The sequence below is a fragment of the Xanthomonas sp. NCPPB 1132 genome (genome assembly GCF_056629235.1).
In genome coordinates this window covers 4,245,400-4,261,187 of record NZ_CM152819.1, presented here as the reverse complement: position 1 = coordinate 4,261,187, position 15,788 = coordinate 4,245,400, and the positions used below count along the sequence as shown (strand labels likewise).

Annotated in this window: 9 protein-coding genes and 1 tRNA gene; 3 read left to right on the top strand and 7 right to left on the bottom strand. The window is 62.4% G+C overall.

All coding sequences use genetic code 11. The features are described 5' to 3' along the window. Nucleotides 1-176 precede the first annotated feature (176 nt). From AC1G9L_RS18365 to AC1G9L_RS18355, 3 genes are all read left to right on the top strand, one after another. Nucleotides 177-252 (top strand) — tRNA-Ile (locus AC1G9L_RS18365). Between the two features lie 176 nt (nt 253-428). After that, the gene (locus tag AC1G9L_RS18360) at nt 429-1,643 is read left to right on the top strand and encodes a tyrosine-type recombinase/integrase (RefSeq protein ID WP_481069659.1); all 1,215 of its coding nucleotides are present in this window, start codon (nt 429-431) and stop codon (nt 1,641-1,643) included. A 116-nt stretch (nt 1,644-1,759) separates the two neighbouring features. Beyond that, on the top strand, nt 1,760-3,298 hold the full coding sequence (locus tag AC1G9L_RS18355; RefSeq protein WP_481069658.1) for a DNA cytosine methyltransferase: 1,539 nt from the start codon (nt 1,760-1,762) through the stop codon (nt 3,296-3,298). Between the two features lie 215 nt (nt 3,299-3,513). Here the strand turns inward: AC1G9L_RS18355 and AC1G9L_RS18350 are convergent, their stop codons facing one another. Genes AC1G9L_RS18350 through AC1G9L_RS18320 form a run of 7 tightly spaced genes read right to left on the bottom strand, consistent with a single transcriptional unit; the run spans nt 3,514 to nt 15,411 of the window. Further along, nucleotides 3,514-5,343: a hypothetical protein gene (locus AC1G9L_RS18350; RefSeq protein ID WP_019800655.1), complete on the bottom strand. Its 1,830-nt coding sequence runs from the start codon at nt 5,341-5,343 to the stop codon at nt 3,514-3,516. A 2-nt stretch (nt 5,344-5,345) separates the two neighbouring features. Beyond that, on the bottom strand, nt 5,346-5,804 hold the full coding sequence (locus AC1G9L_RS18345) for a DNA mismatch endonuclease Vsr (RefSeq protein WP_019800654.1): 459 nt from the start codon (nt 5,802-5,804) through the stop codon (nt 5,346-5,348). 52 nt (nt 5,805-5,856) lie between these two features. Further along, the gene (locus AC1G9L_RS18340; RefSeq protein ID WP_481069657.1) at nt 5,857-7,626 is read right to left on the bottom strand and encodes an AIPR family protein; all 1,770 of its coding nucleotides are present in this window, start codon (nt 7,624-7,626) and stop codon (nt 5,857-5,859) included. Beyond that, complete coding sequence (locus AC1G9L_RS18335) at nt 7,623-8,639, bottom strand: PD-(D/E)XK motif protein (protein WP_019800652.1); 1,017 nt, start codon at nt 8,637-8,639, stop codon at nt 7,623-7,625. Before AC1G9L_RS18335 ends, AC1G9L_RS18340 begins: the two co-directional genes overlap by 4 nt. After that, the gene (locus AC1G9L_RS18330) at nt 8,623-11,571 is read right to left on the bottom strand and encodes a Z1 domain-containing protein (protein ID WP_019800651.1); all 2,949 of its coding nucleotides are present in this window, start codon (nt 11,569-11,571) and stop codon (nt 8,623-8,625) included. Before AC1G9L_RS18330 ends, AC1G9L_RS18335 begins: the two co-directional genes overlap by 17 nt. Then, the gene (locus tag AC1G9L_RS18325) at nt 11,568-13,061 is read right to left on the bottom strand and encodes an ATP-binding protein (RefSeq protein ID WP_481069656.1); all 1,494 of its coding nucleotides are present in this window, start codon (nt 13,059-13,061) and stop codon (nt 11,568-11,570) included. Before AC1G9L_RS18325 ends, AC1G9L_RS18330 begins: the two co-directional genes overlap by 4 nt. Nucleotides 13,062-13,107: 46 nt before the next feature. Then, complete coding sequence (locus AC1G9L_RS18320) at nt 13,108-15,411, bottom strand: sigma-70 family RNA polymerase sigma factor (protein WP_481069655.1); 2,304 nt, start codon at nt 15,409-15,411, stop codon at nt 13,108-13,110. Between the last annotated feature and the right edge of the window lie 377 nt (nt 15,412-15,788).

The window sequence follows — 15,788 nt, the reverse complement described above, 5'->3', positions numbered from 1 at the left end:
CCTAACGCGCTGAGGCCACAGGCCGAGCGCAATTCTCGGCCCCGTCTACCGCCCCGGGCAGACAGCCCACCGCCCCGACCGGTAAACTCACGCCCGTCTCGGCGCCTTCCTCTGCATGCACGCCAGAGGCGCCAAGCCGGCGGCCGACGCATCGCCCGCCCGCTCCGGACGCTTCCGGGCCTATAGCTCAACGGTTAGAGCAGAGGACTCATAATCCTTTGGTTCCAGGTTCGAATCCTGGTGGGCCCACCAAAAACAAGTCCAAGGATGTCCAGATCGCCCCAGGGCCCGCAGGAAATTACCTGTAAATAGCTACTTACAGTCCGCTGAAGTCCAGCGGTGTCCAGTTGCATCCGGCAATAAAGTGAGTCAGGCTGTGAGTCGCAGAGCGGCAGTGGGTCGCTCCGACTCACAAACTTCTGACTCACATGCTCACGGACGCCAAGCTTCGCGCGCTGAAACCCCGGGAGACCGCCTTTCGAGTGGCCGACTCGAACGGCCTGTGCATAGAGGTGCGCCCCACCGGCTCAAAGGCGTGGCGCTACCGTTATCGCTATGCCGGCAAGCCAAGCATCGTGACCATCGACGAATACCCGGCCATGTCACTGATGCAGGCACGCGCGGAGCGCGACAAGCTGCGCGTGCTGCTGAAGGGTGGAGCCAACCCGGCCCATGTCGCGCGCGTCGAGCGAGCCGTCCAGGCCGAGCGCATGAACACCACGTTCGGCGCCATCGGACTGGAGCTGCTGACCAAGCGCGCAAAGGAAGGCCTGAGTCCCGGCTCGGTCAAGCGCGAGCGCCGGCTGATCGAGAAGGATCTGGCATCCATTACCGACATGCCCATCACCGAAGTGAGCGCCCCCATCCTGCTGGCTGCCCTGCGGAAGCTGGAGCAGCGCGGTGTCATTGAGACTGCTCATCGGGCCCGTGCCCATGCCGGCCGAGTGTTCCGCTACGCCATCGCCACGGGCCGCGCCGAAAGGAACCCGGCCGACAACCTGGCCGGCGCCCTGGAGCAACCCCAGACCAGGCACTTTGCCAGTCTCACGGACCCCGAGCAGATTGGCCATCTTTTGCGCGCACTGTGGGCCTACCAAGGCGCCGCGGTGACGCAGGCAGCCCTCAAACTTGCTCCCATGCTCTTCGTGCGTCCCGGCGAGCTGCGGCATGCCAAGTGGGCCGATATCGACCTGGGTGCCGCCGAGTGGCGCTACATCACCAGCAAGACCAAGACGCCACATATCGTTCCACTGTCAAGCCAGGTCGTGACCGTGCTGCAGGATTTGTGGCCGCTCACCAAGCGCAGCGACTACGTGTTCCCTGGCGTCCGCAGCTCTGACAGGCCGATGAGCGAGAACACAATCAATGCTGCCTTGCGCAACCTTGGCTTCGATGGCGAGACCATCGTCGGTCACGGCTTTCGCGCGATGGCGCGCACCGTCCTGGATGAGGTGCTGGGCTTCCGCCCCGACTACATCGAGCACCAGCTTGCGCATGCCGTACGCGATCCGCTGGGACGTGCCTACAATCGCACCGCACACCTTCCAGAGCGCAAGAAAATGATGCAGGCGTGGGCTGATTACCTGGATGGTTTACGGAACTCCGGGGAGAAGGTCGTGCCTATTCGCAAGAAGATGGCGTGAGTTGACGTTGGATTCGGGCCTCGTGCTGGCGTTCTTTTTCGCGGCACCGAGTGCTTTTCCAGATACTTCAATTGAAGCGAGAAAGGGAACTGATGTCGCGGTATAGTGAGATTCCGGTGATCGATTTGTTCGCCGGGCCAGGAGGCTTGTGCGAAGGATTTTCGTCCATCCTTGACGAAAATGGCGTGCGGCGTTTCTCCGTCAAGGTATCCGTGGAGAAGGACCCGATCGCCCATCGGACGCTGCTGCTGCGGGCAATCTTCCGCAAGTTCCCCAAGGGCAAGGTCCCCGACTGCTACTACGACTACGTTCGCGGCAAGATCACCCGCGAGGCGTTCCTTGACCACCCCGATATCAAGGATGCTGCCGAACACGCCGCCAGGGAGGCGCGCTGCGCGGAACTCGGCGTTACGCCGGCCAAGGAGGTGGACGGCTGGATCCGAGAGGTTCTGGGTACGCGGACCGACTGGGTACTTATTGGCGGCCCCCCGTGCCAGGCGTACTCGATGGCGGGGCGGTCGCGCCTGCGCCGTAAGGACCCGAAGAAGTTCGAGGCCGACGCCAAGCACTTCCTCTACACCGAATATCTGCGGATCATCCAGGAGTTCGCCCCCGCCGTCTTCGTAATGGAGAACGTCAAGGGAATGCTCAACTCCACGAACTCGGGCAAGCGCATTTTCGAAAAAATCCTCGCCGACCTCAAATCGCCGCGGGGGAACCTCAGCTACGAGGTCCGCTCGCTCGTGGTCCACAAGACCGAAGGGGAGGAGCTCGACCCCAACGACTATGTGATCGAGGCTGACGATTACGGCATCCCGCAGAGCCGCCACCGTGTCATCCTCTTCGGTATCCGCTCCGACGTGGCCGAGGCAACACCAGCGCTGGCCGAGAGCCCCGAGCGCTTCCTGCTCACGAAGGTGGAGAAGAAGGTGGGCGTGAGCGCCGCACTCGCTGGCTTACCGCCTCTGCGCAGTCGCCTGTCCAGGGAGCCGGATTCGCAAGAGGCTTGGGTAAGAGCCCTGCGGGAAGCGCCGTCATCGCTCAAAGGCTGGCGTATTCCAGTACGCAGCGATATCGAGGCGGCCATGGAAAAGTTCATCAAGGAAGCTGAGAAGCAGACAACCTTCGGCGCGAGCTTCATCCCCAAGGATGTGGCTCCAGGCGAGGCAATGCCCAGGCCGCTGCGGGAGTGGTTTCTGGATAACAAGCTTGGAGGCGTCCTGCAACACGAAACACGCAGCCATATGCGATCTGACCTGCACCGCTACCTGTTCGCAGCGTGTTTCGCAGCCACGCAGAACTACCCTCCTGACCTGCGCAACTTTCCGCCAAATCTCCTTCCCGACCATGTGAACGTGGACGAGGAGACGATCCCATTCAAGGATCGTTTTCGCGTGCAGATGGGCAAGTTTCCATCGTCCACGGTAGTGGCGCACATCAAGAAGGATGGGCATTACTACATCCATCCGGACCCTGCGCAATGTCGTAGCTTGACGGCGCGCGAGGCAGCCCGCCTGCAGACCTTTCCAGACAACTACTTCTTCGAGGGAAACCGCACCGAGCAATACGGGCAGATCGGCAACGCGGTCCCGCCACTGCTGGCCAAGCAGATCGCTGAGATCATCTACGCCTTCATGTCGTCGCCGCGCAAGTAGGCGGCGAGCGCAGCCTCAGCACTCGACTCGAAAGTCCCGCGACTTGGCCAGGTTCCACGCTTGGTTCCACACGCGCCGTGCAACTCATGCCGCCTTCGCTTGCTGGGCCCATCCCGTGGCGAAGGAAGACCGCGTAGATGACCATGTTGGCGTCGCAGAAGTCGTGCGAATGGCATACGTCTGGCGCCACCGTCTCAGCTTCGACCACTGGCCCGTTATAGCGCGCGGACGGACCCTTCACCGCCATCGCCCAAGCTCTCGTCGTCGTCAGTCCGATTCCACAAATCTTGAATGTGGAGCGTCGAGCCCGTCATGCTCAAAGCGGCCGGCAGCGGCTGGACATTGGGAACACGCGCGTGTTCTTCGATGAGGCGCTCGTGAACATCGCGCATGGACCAAGCGGAAGGGCCAATCTCCATACGCGCGCGAACAAACTGCGGCCACGTCGCCATCGCCAGACCGGGCGCTTCCGTCTTGACGCCGTAGCCTTGCGTGCGGACCGACGACCTTGAAATGGCGAAGAGCAGCGTGCTTCTGGCGGCCTCGCCTCGCTTTTGCTTCAACCGCAGCGACATGTCGAGCGCCGAGACGCCGTTTTCATTAAGCCATGACTTGACCTTGCCCGACCAGTCCACCAGCTCGGCAGAGAGATTGGCGGCTTTGCTGCGGAGCTGGCGCACGTCGTTGGTCGAATAGTCCTGCCACTTCAACTGGAAAAGGCCCACGTCGCCGGTTTGCTTGTCGTAGATGATCGCGTCGATGTCCGTGAGGACCGCGCCGCCGCGGCGGAGTTTGAGGTTCCCAGGGAAGCGGATGTATCGCTTGCCGCCGAACATCCCATAGAGATGCTCGCGCATCCACTCCTCGCGGTCGGCGGCGATGGCGTGCTCTGTCCGCGGGTCCAGCCAGTGATGCTGGGTCTTGGCGGCAGTGAAAGGGTTTCGGGTGAGGCACGACACCGGCCGCAAGATGAACCCATTGCCCAGATCAAAGAGCAAAGGGATCAAGGGCGTCGAATGGTCTGCAAGCTTCTTGGCTTGCTCCGCTGTCATCGCCAAAGCATTGAAAGCGGCATGGACCACTTGCTCAGGCCTGCCGCTCATGAAAGAGATTGACTCTTCGAGGGCATCCCTCGTACCCCAAATGGTCAGGCTTTGCGCGACGGACACTTGAGGGAAAAGCTTCTTGGCGACCGAAACGTAGCCGAAGTGCTTGGCGTGTAGGCTGATGAGCGCTGCGCCGACGCCGGCAATGTCGCCGCCGGTGATGGAGCCCAGCTTTGCGTCGGGATGGATGCCAGAGTCCTCGCGCCAAGGCGTCGCCAGAGCCAGAGCCTTGGCCATGTAGTGCTTGTCTACCTCGATGCGGGCGTCATAGGCCACCATCACCCCATAGCCTGTGTCCCATGGCCTCACGAGCGGCTTGATGAGCTCCTCGATGTCGGGCCGGAGCCAACGCCTCACCGGCGCGTTGACCAAGGCCACGTAGTTGCCTGGCATGTCGGGGAAGCGTATGGCATCTCGCATGGAGGCCATCGTCCAGCCGGCGCTTGACGATGGCAATCGGGCCTCGGAAGTCTTGAGGCGGTCAGACTCTACGAAGTCGGCGAATTGCGCGCGCGCGTCCTCGGTCATGCGCATGCGGAAGTCTTCGCTGTCCCGGGCAATCTCCATGATGCCGCGCTCGCCCATGTCGGCCAGGCGGCGCGCGAGCGACACCTTGCCGAACTCTTGCATGAGGCCGGCGGCGAAGCCGCGAGACTCGCGCGTGCTCTCCATCATCGGGAACGCGCCGGGTTGATCCAGCGGTTCGAAGAGCTCTGCGACGGCCCTGTTCCATCCCCAATACATCAGGTCCAGAGACTGCCCGGTTTTCGCGTCTTTTACGCTGTCTGGATAGGCGGTGATGCTCCAGTAGTCCATCGCGCGGACAACCTCGATGAACAAGATGAACCTGCCCAGGCGGTCGCTCGGCAGCCGCTGCAGGATCGCCGACAGGTGGGCATCTGCCAGAGCTCTGAGCGCTTCGACGGCTGACTCGGTCATGCTCAGCCTCGCGTCGGCGCGCCGATTTCGCCGAAGGGTTCGCCACCCTCGATCCACGAGCTCATGGCGGCTTGCAGGCCCGCGGCGGCTTCTGTGTCGCGCGTCGAGCATTCCCAGACGCACATCACCCGCCAGCCGAGTGCTCGCAGATTCTCGACCGCGCGGCGGTCGCGCGCTACATTCGCCTCAAGCTTGGCCTTCCAGAACTCCGGCCGCGTAGCCGGCATCCTGGCGAATCGGCATCCCTGATGCATGTGCCAGAAGCAGCCGTGGACGAACACGGCCACCTTGCGTCCCGACATCACGATGTCGGGAGCGCCAGGCAGGTCGCGCCGATGAAGCCGAAAGCGGTAGCCCGAGGCAAAGAGCATCCGGCGGATGATCAGCTCGGGCTTGGTGTTCTTGCCCTGGATGCCGGCCATCATCCGGCTGCGGTCAGCGGGAGATACGACATCAACCATGAGCTTGTCCTGAGAGGGGAGAGCGTCGCATGGCGATTGGCGGTCCGCAGGCCTACTTCACTTCAGGGATGTTGGTGGCCGGGGCCGAATAGCTCGCACTCATCACGGCCTCCTTGCACTCGGGTCGCTTGGCCCACTCGGAGACCATCTTGCCGCCGGAAGACGAGTGCAGCACATCGTTGACCTCCTTGGCCCAGATGGCGATTTGCGCGAGCAGCTCGGGAGACGCCGCCTGCTTGGCCCAGATGCGCTCGAGGTCGATGCGGTCGCCGAGCTTCTCGGCCACCAGCGACACCGTGTAGGCCGTCACGTTGGCCTGGAAGGCCTGGAACATCGGCCGCAAGAGCTTCTGCGCGTCGCGGTAAATCTTGGCCTTGGCGATCATGGTCTTGAAGTCGGCGACACTGGGCAGCGGCGCCTCTTGGCCGTCGGCTGGCGTCAGGCCCGCCATGAACCTGTCGAAATTCTTCTGCGAGCCGAGGCTGACGATGTCGGGCTTCTTGTCCCAGGCGGTGATGTATTTGGCCAGGTCGGTCTTGGTGATGCGGCGCGCCGGCGGGATGGCCTCCTTCAACGCTCGGAGCTTGGCTGGCGTGGTTCCTTCGCGGGCCAGCAGGGTGTTGTAACTGCCTGAGGCGCGTTCGTAGAACCACTGGCCCACGCCATCGGGGCAGTAGACCGAGCGCGAGAGCTTCTCGATCTCGACGTGGAAGGGTTTGTTGGCTGACAGGTCCGATTGCCGTACGGCGTTCTGACTGTTGGCAAAGCGCGAGATGTCGGAGACGAGCGCCTCTTCCTTGGCCGAGTCCTGGGCACGCATGACGATGATTTTGGCGGGCACCCGCACGCGGCTGAGATCCGTGTCTGGATACTTTTTCTTGGCGAAGTAGATCGACGCGGTGGTCTGGCCGCCGTTGACGATTTGCAGGCCCTTGAGCCAGGCGATGCCGGCCGAGCCGTCGCCGGGTTTGCCTAGTCGCATCTCGTCGGCCACGATGACGATGCCGTTGTTGTAAGCCATGAATCGCTCGGGCGCTGAGCGCAGCGTGTTCTGGATGCCTGCGTTGACGCCCTTGCCCTTGACGCTCAGGAACGACCGCACATTGGCCTCAAGCAGGCGCGCGCCGAACTTCTCGTAGAGCAAGCGCAGCGCCTCGGCCGGGACGGCTGTCAGGGCGTAGTCGTAGTCATCGTTTTCGCCAGGCACGAACACGCAGGGCAGGGGCGCGCCCGAGACTTCGGTGAAATCGACCAACAGCTCGTCGCGCGGCTTGCCCTCGGACCAGTGGCGATGCAATCGCTCGATATCCATCACTTCCAGGCGCACGGCTTTGCCGCCTATGTCGCGGGTCTTGAAGCTCTTGGACTTGGCGACGCGGTCGGTGATGACGTAGACGCGGATCTGCTCCAGGTCGTCGTAGATGGCCTGCAGCGTCTCGGCCAGCGAGCGCACGTCGCTGGACGGATCGAGCTTGGGCGCCATCTTGCCCTCGGCGCACAGTGTCAGAAAGCGTAGACACTGCTCGACGGCGGTCTTGGTTTCCGAGTCCGGCACGGGCGTTGGGACATCGACGTTGGCGTAGAGGCTCACGAACAAGTCGAGCTGGTCGCCTTCTTCGGACAGCGAATAGCCGCTCAGGCGCAGGTTTGCGTTGCCGACCTTGCCCTCGAAGTGGCACTCGACCGGCTCGAACGTCATGCCGATGTCCGACATGTGGTCCATCACGATCCCGGAGAATACCAGCTCCTCATACAGCGCGCCGTCTCGCATTTGCGATCGGACGGTGGCCTGCGTTTCGCGCAGGAATTCAGGCAAATTCATTCTTGGATCGCTCCCAGCTTCTTCAATGCGCCCTCGGTGCCGACGTTGTCACCCGGTGCCTTGTCGAGGTCGATTTCATACATGGCCTTCATGATGCCACCAGGCACCGAGCCCGCGGTCATGCGGGGGAAGTTGGCTCCGACCTCCACGACGCGGGTGCCGGCCTGCTCGAACTTCCTTGGATAGCGGTCGGCGTGTGAGTCGAAGTAGCCGGCCGCGAGCAGTCGCTCGGACAGCAGCCTCTCGGCCTCGCCGTCGCCCTTGATCGACTGCCGCATGGCCTCGACGATCCCCGGCAGGTTCTGTCCGCTCTCCGACTGGCGCAGGCGCGCGCCGGCCACAAAGAGGGGTTGGCGCGAGGAGTCGTCGAGTTGTTCGAGCGAGCCGATCCTGGCAGGGAAGCCCGTAGCCGAGAGCGTCGCTTTGACCTCCAAGGCTCCGGCGCCGATCTCGAAGTCCTGGATGCCGTCGAATGGCCCAACCCACGATTCCATGGCCGTGACCGGCGCGACGCCCGCCTCGATGATGGCCCGCAGCAGCACGAGCTCGCCGATGAGGCCAACCTCAGCCTCGGGGCTCAGCGCTTGGCTGCCCTTGCGCATGAACTCCTGCCAAGCTCCGACGCGGCCGATGAATACGCGCAGGAGTTTGTTTTCGTCGGAGCCGGCCGCGACCGAGTCGTCCATAGCGCCCACTACATCGCACGCCATGGACGCGAAGAGCTCCGCGCTGCCGGTCGACTTACGGGTCAGCGCGAGCCACAGCTTGCCACTGCTGTCGGGGTGCGCGCGCTCGACGGCAAAGCCCTGGCCCTCGGGCAGCTTGTCGGCGGCGGCGAGCTTCGCGCTGGGAAAGCACACCAGAACTGCCTCGGCGTTGTCCGGCGAGCGCCTGCCGGCCCGAAGCTGCAGCGGCCCTGCGGAGGGCAGGGCGATGGCTTGCCAGCCGGGCTCGGCATCGACGCTGGTGAGTGACGACCAAGCCACCAGGAATTCGTTACTCGGACGGGCCATATTGCTGATTCCAGTAGAGGAGATTCACTTCGTATTCCACCCGGATACCGCTCTCGGCCGCTGGGAAGGAGATGGCAAAGGCCATGATGGGCTTTTCCCAGCCAGGCACGATGAGGTTCTCGGGAGCCTTGGCCTTTCCCTTGTAAGGCGACAGTGTGTAGAGCAGCAGCAGACCGCGGTCGGCTTCGCCGCCGAGCCGGTCGCGCGCCTCGCGGATGCCTTTGCCGCTGGGGCTCGTGGGTGGGTTGATGCGGCCCCTCGCCGGATCGGGCTTCCACGCTGCGCGGGTGCGGGCAAGGGCGTCGCGCCAGACGTCGTCGCCGATGTCGATGCCCTCATCTTTCGGATCGGTCAGAACGCCGATGGCGAACATCGTCGGGTCCTTCGTGCCCGGTGGCTCGGGATCGTCCGTCTTGCGCGTTTGAAGTGACTTAGGCTCGAAGCCGCCGGGGAAGACATGGGGCTCGCCAACGCCGTCGCCGCCGGACAGCAGGGCGACACTCCACTTCTTCAGCTTGCCGATGTCGAGCATCTTTGTGATGAAATCGGAGAGCACCGCAGCCTTGGCGCTTGTGGCGTTTGGGTGTGTTGTGTACGCAGCCAGGAATGCCAGGACTTGGGACACATCCACGTCCTTCCAGAGACGTGCGCCGGGCCAGAAGTCAGGCTCGCCGTCGCGATCGTATCTCGGAGCATCCTCGAACTCGGTGCCAAGGCCCGCCACCAGCGCGTCGGCCGCGTTGAGGTTTGCTTGTTGGATCCCCGCGTTGCGGTGGAAGAGGATGGTCTGCGGCCGCGTGCCACTGTAGGTCAGCGACAGCGTCTCCGCGTTGCGCATCTTCAATGGCGAAGTGACCGTGAGAATCTCGTGCGACATGACCTTCAGGCCGTATTGCTCGGGCGTGAGCTTGGCCTTGGCCATGAAGTCAAACTCTTCGCGCAGCTCCTCTGAGGCCTCAGCGATATGTCCGAACCACTTGACAAGGTCCGGCGACGTGTAGAGCCGGCAGAGGTCCAGGTATCCCGGGCGGTAGCCGAACCAGCGACCCATCTGCATAAGCGTGTCGTACATCTTCGTTGTGCGAACAAAGTAGCTGGTGCAGAGGCCTTCGAGGGTCAGGCCCCGCGCAAGCTTGTCGCCCCCGACAGCGATGACCTTGAGCGCAGCACCCGGCGTGGCGTAGTCGAGCGCATCCTTGGCCGTGCCGTTGATTGAGCGGACGACGATGTCGTCGAGTACGTCAGGAAGCTTGGCGAGTACTTCATCCCAAGAAGGCATTGGAGGAGGTAACTCTTCGGGCGTCGAGAGTTCGGCGACCTTATCGCGGGTCGGAACGAAGTCTTTGTCCCAGAGCTCGCGCATCTGCGCGAGCAGTTCCTTGGTGTCGCTACCACGGGTGATCTTTTGTCGCATCCGGCGCACAACCTCCTCGACTTGCTCGCGCACATGGCCCTGCACCGAAACATAGCGGGTGACATGGATCAGCATGGAGCTGTGCTCGAGTCCTTGGCCGCGCAGTTCACGCGCTGCGCAGGCCAGGACGAAAGATTGGATGGCGTCGCGCAGGGACCTGGGGATGGTCTCCTGGCCGTTGTGGACCGGAACGTGGGTCTTCTTGTGCTTGGGCGGCATCCATCCGGCCTCGGCTTCCGGATCGTAGTGGTCGAGGATGCTGCGCGAGAGCGGCAGCGCGCCGACGCGGCCTTCCTTGGTGAGCTTGCCGAACATGCGGGCTGGGCCGACGTAGTTCGACGGCGCCGCTAGGTTGATGATGAAGGCCTTCGGAAAGAGATCGGGGCCTTCGGCGATGGTCGCGCCTTTGTGGTGGATGTAGATGTTGGCAAAGGGCGTGGCCGTGTAGCCCACATAGGCCTTGCGGCTGAACGAGTGCAGGACCCGGCGGATGAGGCTGTTGATGGTCTTGGGCGAGTGCTCCTCGTCCGGCGTGCCGTCTTCGTTGAAGAGCTGCTCGCCTGTGTCCACCGACGCGTTGTCCGCCTCGTCATCGATCACCAGCAGCGGCAGCTTGGTCACGAGTCTCCAGTCCTTGCCGTCCGGGATCGGATGCTGGAGCGGGAGCGAGTAGGAGAGTGGGTGATACGTGTCGGCCACCCGCTTCTGAATCCACTTGAGCAGCTCGGTCAGCACCGTCTTTTGCTTCTTGACCACGAACACCCAGGGGCGCTCCTCAGGCGAGATGCCGTTGAAGTGCTTGGCGATGGCCTTGCTGAAATCCCCGTTCTCCGCGCGCGTCGTCGCCGAGTTGGTCTTGAGGTCTTCGCCGAACGCGGCCACGCCGATGGAGGCTCCGGGATCGCCGCCTTGCGTCGTCTCGTAGCCCAGGAAGCCCTCTTCAAGACGAATCTGGGTTTGCGAGCGCAGGTTGTTGTGCAGTCCCGCGAGCACGATGATGATCTTGTAGCCGGCGTCGGCGGCCTTGTTGATGAGGCCAGTGTAGTTGCTGGTCTTGCCAGACTGCACATGCCCCACGACCAGCCCGCGCCGATCCCACGGGTCGGCCCGCAGCGGGTCTTCGAGGAGGCCCAGGATGTCGCTGGTGGATTCGTCGAGGCCATCGACCACCACGTCCGAAAGCTTCGACTCCTGATAGTCGCGGTAGCGGCGCCAGTAGTGCCAATCCTTCTTGCGGGCAGCGTTGAGCCACTCGATGTGGCCGGCGTCATCCTTGAGAGTGGTGGCCTTGCCCATGCGGTGACTGAACCGCTGGATCAGCGTGGAAACCACCTTGGCCTCGTTGAGCGGCACGGGCGGATCGCTGGCGAACATCGCGGCGGCGAGCTTCACCTTCTCGGCGATGTAGGCCGGCGTGATCCTGGAGGAGTCCTTCTCCGCCTTCACCAGCCGCTGCGCGGTGGCGATGACATCTTCCAGCAACTGTGCCCGTGCTGCTGCCTCTTCTGCTGCAGTCATTTCTTATCCCCTAGTTTTGCGATGAGCGCCGGATACTTCTGGAACGGCTCTGTGCGCAACATCGACCTCCGTGCCTCGTCGATACTCAGGCCCTTGCGTTCAATCAGGTCGTCAAAGAGCACGCTTGCGACCTCAATCACTGCCGCGCTGGGCTCTCCCTCAAAGCCGGTGCGCGGAGTCTCCTTGTCCTCGGCGGTGTCCAGCCAGATACGCTGCACTGGCACGGTTTCCTCGATCACCCGAAGCATCGACCTGATCAAGGGGGCGAGCGTCCCAGCGCTTTCCATGACGGCAGCAACCGATGGATGCGCCTCATCGATTCGGTAGCGCATGCCGGCCTTGACCCGGTCGACGCGCCAGGCCTGTTCAATAGGAACGTTGCCCTTCGCGGGCGCAGGTGTACCGCGGTAGGCGAACACACGCCTTGCTCGGTCGCGGGTGTTCTCAGCCAATGACGTCAGCCAAGGTCGTAGTGATACTGGCGGACGAGCCATTGATTTGCGGACGTCGATCTTCCAGTCGGCGTCCGCGGTGTTTGGTATGTCCAGGCGAATGCGCGCCAGGCGGTGAGCTTCCTCGCGATTCCACGCGCGCGAGTTGCCAAGGCCCAGCCAGCCCCCAGCGACCAGCAGGCGCTCGTTGCGATAGACGTAGAAGCCCTGCTGCGCGGTCCATCCGGAGGGGCCAGCGCTATCTTCAAATTCCTTGCCCGTCAGCTTGTCGCGGTGTGGAAGGACATGAGCCTGCACAGTGACCGTTCCATAGGCGGTGGAATGGTGGGCGATCGGAGACGACCAAGGCTTCGCCGGGTGCCCAGACATGAAGGGATCCCATGGCGCCACGGCGCGCCCGTTGATGAGTAATCTGAGCTTAGGCCTTGATCCTTGCAGCAAACGGTGGAAGACCATCGCCAGATGCGACTCGATCGCGTCGATGAGGTCGTGGAAATCTTCAGAGGTGTAGCCGGTGGTGACGATGCGGTCCAGCGTCTCCCACAGCACAAGGGTCCCGGCCCTTCTGCCCTTCAGGCTTGAGATAAAGGGCTTGGACCCTTTTGCCGGACCTTCGAACAGAAGCCAGCCGCCATCGGGATCTGCTGCGAGCTCGTCGAGGTCCCAGCGCAGGCAGCTCATGGCACCACCTTTGACGGTGGCGACGGTGAGCCGGCGGCACTGTGAGAAGGATGCGGTTTTCAGACCCATGCCGAAGCGCCCGAGGTCTTGCGCCGAGCGTGCGTCCAGGGGGTTCTTGTCGCCAAGGCGCATGGCGCTTTCAAGCTCGGCATCACTCATGCCACGCCCATCGTCAAGGATGGTGATCCTGCTTTGAGCGCCTTCCCAGGCGAAGTCGAGCCGAACCTCGGTGGCGCCGGCCGAAATGCTGTTGTCGATGATGTCAGCCAACGCCGCGCCGGCAGAATAGCCGAGCCCCCGCAGGGACTCGAGCATCGCCATCGCGCGCGGCGGCGCACTTCTTGTCTTGCTGCTCATCGCCAATAATCCTTCTTTGGCCATATGCGCTCAGGAGTGGCCGCTTTCATGGTCTAGCCGCCTTACTGTGGTCAGCTTCGGCCGAACCGCCTGGGATTAGTGCGCGCTCCTCAGGCTCGGACGCTAGGCTAAGACCGAGCTCGGTCAGGAACTGTTCGAGGCGCGCCGGGTGACGGAGCCGCCCAAGGGCCTTGGCCTCGATTTGCCGAATGCGTTCGCGTGTCACGCCGTAGCACGCTCCAACCTCTTCAAGCGTCATCGAGTCGAGGAGGCCGATGCCATAGCGCATGCGCACAACATTCGCTTCCTTGAGCTTCAGTGTGCTCAGGAATCGGTCTACAGAATCGCCGAATTGGATATCCTCGACAAATTCAGCAGCATCGCGCACGGCGAATTGTTCTTTGGCGTGGACAGCAATGAGGTTGTCGATATCAGGCAGATCATGGAGAGGAAATGGCTCCAGATCCATGCTGGCGAGTGCCTCGACTTTGTGAATCGGCATTTCGACGAGCGCAGAGATTTCTTCGAGAATTGGAGCGTGTCCATGGCGGAGCTCGAAATCCTTGGCAGTCTGCGCAATCCGCCTGATTTTCTCGTGCACGTGTACGGGAAGGCGGATGATATTGCCCTTGTCGGCCAAAAAGCGCCCGACATGCTGGCGAATCCACCAGGTCGCATAGGTCGAGAATTTGAAGCCTCTTCGCCAGTCGTATCGATCCACGGCCTTGATGAGCCCCATGTTTCCCTCCTGCAGCAGGTCGTCGAGCGGTTGACCGCTGGACAGATACTTCTTGGAGATGGAGTACACCAGCTTCAGGTTGGCGACCACCATCTGGTCGCGCGCGTGCCGGTAATTCGTCATCGCCTGGGTAAATGCAAGGGCAGCATCGGCCTCGCCAGCCAGGTCCGAGTTGGCGAGCTCCATGAGAAAACCTCGAGTCAGGCCAAGCGAAGCTAGAACCCGTCGGCAGGATTCCCACGTTGGTGTGTTCTGTCTCTCGTCGACGGCCAGCCCCGACAGGAGCTGCGCGTTGGCGCAAAAATCCGCAAGCTCGTTGGTGTCTTCCTTGGTGTCCAGCCCGGACTGCAAGTATCGCTCGTCTTCGGTGCCTGTAGCCTCGCCCTCGAGATCAGGCAATTCCAGCGCTGCTTCCAGGCTGACGGCTGCGTCGATATCGGCAATGGGCACGGCTCCAGCTTCCAGCAGATCGGCCTGCGAGGCAAAGTGCATGCTTCGAAGGGGCCTCGCGCCTTCAGCTACCTGGCGGGCTGCATCCAGTAGGGTTGCGACGCCCGAGGGCCATGCCGCCAGCGCGTCAAGCGCCTTCTCGACACCAAGTTCCATGGCTTGACCCAGCGCGACTTCTGCTTCAGCCGTGAGCAGAGATTGCCGCCTGAGATCCCGCTGGTAAAGACGTAAGGGCTCATTGCGGCGCGCGGCCAGGTTATCCAGGAACGCCAGGGCTTCGGCGACTGCCTCCTCTTCGTTGGGTTCCTCATCGGGCGCGATGAAGACCTCAAAGCTCTCGTGGGGAGCTGAACATTCAAAGCGCTCGTCGGCTTCTGCGCCGAGGTCGTTGATGACCATGGTCAGCAATTTGCCGGCTTCGACATTGGGGTTGCCATCGTTGTTGTTTATCAAGTCCTCAATGGAAAAACGCGGAACGCTCCCTTCGCGGACGGCGCGAAGCAAGACCAGGCGCAGTCGTTCACGGGCCTCGGCATCATCGGGCCTGGGTAGAGGGGTCGCGCAGTCGGGAAGAAACGCCTCGAAGTCGTCCCAGTCGGCGGACGTATCGATGGGCTGATGCTCAGTGATTGCCGCCTGGATTTCAACGGCGGCTATCGCGAGGGCCGGATCACCCTCGGGAGGGGCTTGTTCTTCTTCAGCTTCCCAACCGCTCAGATCGAAATCGGAGCCATCGTCAACAGCAACCAATGCAATTCCTGTCGCGGCAGCTTCCAGTGGCGTGGTTTCGACACGTGCAGTGTTCTTGTTGATTTCGGGTACGGCGAAGTCGAGGAGCGAAACATGGTCAGCCGTATGCTCAGGCTTGCCAGGGGCAACATCAACGCGCTCGAAAGCCGCCTCAATGGCCGAGGCGGCTTCAGTTGCTCCAGCCGCCTCGGCGATGCTGAGGGCGTTACGCCCCAGCGGATCAAGCAAGCCAGCGTCGGCGCCAGCGGCGAGCAACATCTTGCAAATCGCAGGCTTGTTGCGAGCCGCCGAAAGCATCAGAGGCGTTTGCCCCTTCTCGTCGCGCGCGTTGAGGTTATCTCCACGTTCGATGTGGATTCGGACTGCGCTTTCGACACCTGCCACGATTGCCATTCTGAGAAATCGGCTCATTGGGCGGGCATCTTGGACAGTCATGTCCGTCATGCGCATACCTCTACCCGGATTGTCCCAACGGAAATTTCCGAGCCTGGTTGAGGATGTCGTCCCTCCAGTTCGAAATTTTTGCCGTGTCCGAACGGCGTATTCATTCTTGAGGCCGCCATGGCTCTACTAGGTTGAACTTTTGCAAATTCTAACTGAATCTCCCAGCATGCCAGGTAGCAAGAACTGATGGCCGTGATGGGTGTTCGTAGCGTTTGATCTGCGACGGGCCCGTGCCGCCACCGGGTCCCATGCGATCCTCTGGCGCGCGTTGAGAGAGCCGGTTGAGCTTTTCAAGAGGTTGCCGGGAGGCCTCGGGAAAGCAAGATGTCTACTCATGCAGTGCG

Bases quoted from the DNA above. Each gene is read 5' to 3' on its own strand.
- AC1G9L_RS18360 (WP_481069659.1), top strand. From the start codon at position 429: ATGCTCACGGACGCCAAGCTTCGCGCGCTGAAACCCCGGGAGACCGCC.
- AC1G9L_RS18350 (WP_019800655.1), bottom strand. From the start codon at position 5,343: ATGACCGAGTCAGCCGTCGAAGCGCTCAGAGCTCTGGCAGATGCCCAC.
- AC1G9L_RS18345 (WP_019800654.1), bottom strand. From the start codon at position 5,804: ATGGTTGATGTCGTATCTCCCGCTGACCGCAGCCGGATGATGGCCGGC.
- AC1G9L_RS18340 (WP_481069657.1), bottom strand. From the start codon at position 7,626: ATGAATTTGCCTGAATTCCTGCGCGAAACGCAGGCCACCGTCCGATCG.
- AC1G9L_RS18335 (WP_019800652.1), bottom strand. From the start codon at position 8,639: ATGGCCCGTCCGAGTAACGAATTCCTGGTGGCTTGGTCGTCACTCACC.
- AC1G9L_RS18330 (WP_019800651.1), bottom strand. From the start codon at position 11,571: ATGACTGCAGCAGAAGAGGCAGCAGCACGGGCACAGTTGCTGGAAGAT.
- AC1G9L_RS18325 (WP_481069656.1), bottom strand. From the start codon at position 13,061: ATGAGCAGCAAGACAAGAAGTGCGCCGCCGCGCGCGATGGCGATGCTC.
- AC1G9L_RS18320 (WP_481069655.1), bottom strand. From the start codon at position 15,411: ATGAGCCGATTTCTCAGAATGGCAATCGTGGCAGGTGTCGAAAGCGCA.